3 protein-coding genes are annotated in these 2295 nt (G+C 66.0%); all 3 read left to right on the forward strand.

Annotated features, from left to right (window positions below; all coding sequences use genetic code 11):
- The coding region (locus EN879_RS32530; protein WP_164774723.1) for an ABC transporter permease at nucleotides 1–566 on the forward strand (566 nt) is incomplete at its 5' end.
- Nucleotides 563–1444 carry an ABC transporter ATP-binding protein gene (locus EN879_RS32535; RefSeq protein WP_063169951.1) on the forward strand — a complete coding sequence of 294 codons (882 nt, stop codon included), beginning with the start codon at nucleotides 563–565 and terminating at the stop codon, nucleotides 1442–1444. The genes EN879_RS32530 and EN879_RS32535, both read left to right, overlap by 4 nt.
- Nucleotides 1437–2273, forward strand: a complete 837-nt coding sequence (locus tag EN879_RS32540; protein ID WP_127274542.1) for an ATP-binding cassette domain-containing protein — start codon at nucleotides 1437–1439, stop codon at nucleotides 2271–2273. Before EN879_RS32535 ends, EN879_RS32540 begins: the two co-directional genes overlap by 8 nt.
- Nucleotides 2274–2295: the final 22 nt, after the last annotated feature.

The following is a 2295-nucleotide window of genomic DNA, read 5'->3' on the forward strand; positions in this document are numbered from 1 at the left end:
CCTGCCTGGTCGGCTCGATGCTGGGGCTCATAGCCGGCTATTTCGGCGGCTGGGCCGACCGCATCATCTCGCGCATCGTCGATGTCTGGATGGCATTTCCGCCGGTGCTGTTCGCCATCCTTTTGGTTGCGGTGCTCGGCACAGGCTTGAGTTCCGTCATCCTGGCCATCGCCATCATCGACTGGACGCGTTTCTGCCGGGTGATCCGTGCCGAGACGATGGGCCAGTCGCGCATGGATTATGTCGAGAATGCCCGCATCGCCGGCTATGGCCGCATCGGCATCATGCTGCGCGAAGTGCTGCCCAATGTGGTGCCGTCAATCGTGGCGCTGCTGTCGCTGGAAATGGGCATCGCCGTCATCGTCGAGGCGATCCTGTCCTTCGTCAATCTGTCGATCTCGACCGACGACCCGACCTGGGGCGGCATCATCGCCGAGGGCCGGCTGTCGATCCATCAGGCCTGGTGGGTGCTGGTGTTCCCGCTGATCACGCTCATCCTCACCGTGCTGTCGTTCAGCCAATTCGGCGAGGCGTTGAAGACGCGCTTCGACCCGGTGCTGCGATGAGCGCGGTCTGCCTTGACATCGCCAATCTGAGCGCCGTGCTGCCCAACGGCCAGCGCATGCTGCGTTCGGTGTCGCTCTCCGTCCAACCCGGCGAGGTCCGCGCGTTGGTCGGCGAAAGCGGCGCCGGCAAGACGATGATCGGCAAGGCTGTGCTTGGTGTGCTGCCGTCGAGCGTGCGCATCGTCGAAGGCGATATGTTGCTTGAGGGCGAAGACCTCGGCAAGTTGCCGCCCAAGGCACGGCGCACGCTGATCGGGGCATGCACGGCGCTGATCCCGCAGGACCCGCTGACCGCTCTCAACCCGTCACGCCGCATCGGCTCGCAGATGACCGACCGGCTGGTGCGCATCCTCGGCTGGAGTGGCGAGAAGGCCGATACCCGCATTCGCCAGTTGCTGGACGAGGTGCAGATCCGCGACCCCGACCGCGTGCTCAAAAGCTATCCGCACGAACTGTCCGGCGGCATGCGCCAGCGCGTGCTGATCGCCGCCGCCTTCGCCGCGGAGCCAAGGCTGATCGTCGCCGACGAGCCGACCACGGCGCTCGACGTCACCGTGCAGAAGCAGATCCTGCGGCTGATCGCTGCGTTGCAGCGCGAGCATGGCACGGCGATCCTGTTCGTCACCCATGATCTCGGCGTCGTCGCCAAGATCAGCCAGAGGGTCTCGGTGCTCTATGCCGGCAAGGTGGTGGAGGAGGCCGAGACCGCAGCGCTCTTCGCCGCGCCGCAGCACCCCTACACACGGGCGCTGATCGCGGCGACGCCACGCTACACCGATCCTTTCGCCTCGCTAAGACCGGTGGACGAGGCGGTGCTGGCCGGACTTGCTTCGGAGATCGCTGCCGCCGACCAAGCCTGGAGGCGGCCGCATGGTTGAACCGTTGTTCTCCGTGCGCGGGCTGAAGGTCGCGCTGCCCGACATGACGCGCAAGCCACTGATCGGCCGCGCGCCATTGGCCGAAATCCTGAAGGGCCTGGACTTCGACCTGCCGCGGGGCTCGGTGACCGGCATTGTCGGCGAATCCGGTTCGGGCAAGTCGACGCTCGGCCGCGCTTTGGTGCGCCTGCTGGAGCCAAGCGCCGGCAGCATCCGCTTCGACGGCCGCGACATCACCAATCTGCCGGAAGCGGAGCTGCGGCCGCTGCGGCGCAATCTGCAGATGATTTTTCAAGATCCGATGTCGTCGCTCAACCCGCGCTGCACCATTACCAGCATTATCGCCGCGCCTTTGAAGCAGAATGGTCTTGGCGACAACCTGAAGGCGCGCGTCGCCGAGGCGCTGCAGCGTGTCGGCCTGCCGCAAAGTTTCGCCAGCCGCTATCGGCACGAACTGTCGGGCGGCCAGCGCCAGCGCGTCGGCATTGCGCGCGCGCTGGCGCTGTCGCCGAAATTCGTGCTGGCCGACGAGATCGTCTCGGGCCTCGACGTCTCGACGCAGGCGCAGATCCTCACCCTGCTGGAGGAGCTTGCCGCGGAGATGGGGCTGACCGTCGCTTTCATCAGCCACGATCTGTCGGTCATCCGGCGGCTGTGCCGGCAGGTGATCGTCATGCGCGAAGGCGTGATCGTCGAAGCGAGCGCCACCGACACCTTGTTCGACAAGCCGCGGCAAAGCTACACGCGCGATCTCATCGCGGCCATTCCGCTGCCCGAGATCGATGCGAGCTGGCTCGACATTCCTTCCGCAGCCAAGCCGCCGCCATGAATGCATACGCACGCCGCCGAGC

It is taken from the genome of Mesorhizobium sp. M7A.F.Ca.AU.002.02.1.1, from assembly GCF_003998535.1.
Lineage (GTDB): Bacteria > Pseudomonadota > Alphaproteobacteria > Rhizobiales > Rhizobiaceae > Mesorhizobium > Mesorhizobium ciceri.

What these genes read in the sequence shown, in the direction of transcription:
- EN879_RS32535 (WP_063169951.1), top strand. Translation starts at nt 563, where the DNA reads ATGAGCGCGGTCTGCCTTGACATCGCCAATCTGAGCGCCGTGCTGCCC.
- EN879_RS32540 (WP_127274542.1), top strand. Translation starts at nt 1,437, where the DNA reads ATGGTTGAACCGTTGTTCTCCGTGCGCGGGCTGAAGGTCGCGCTGCCC.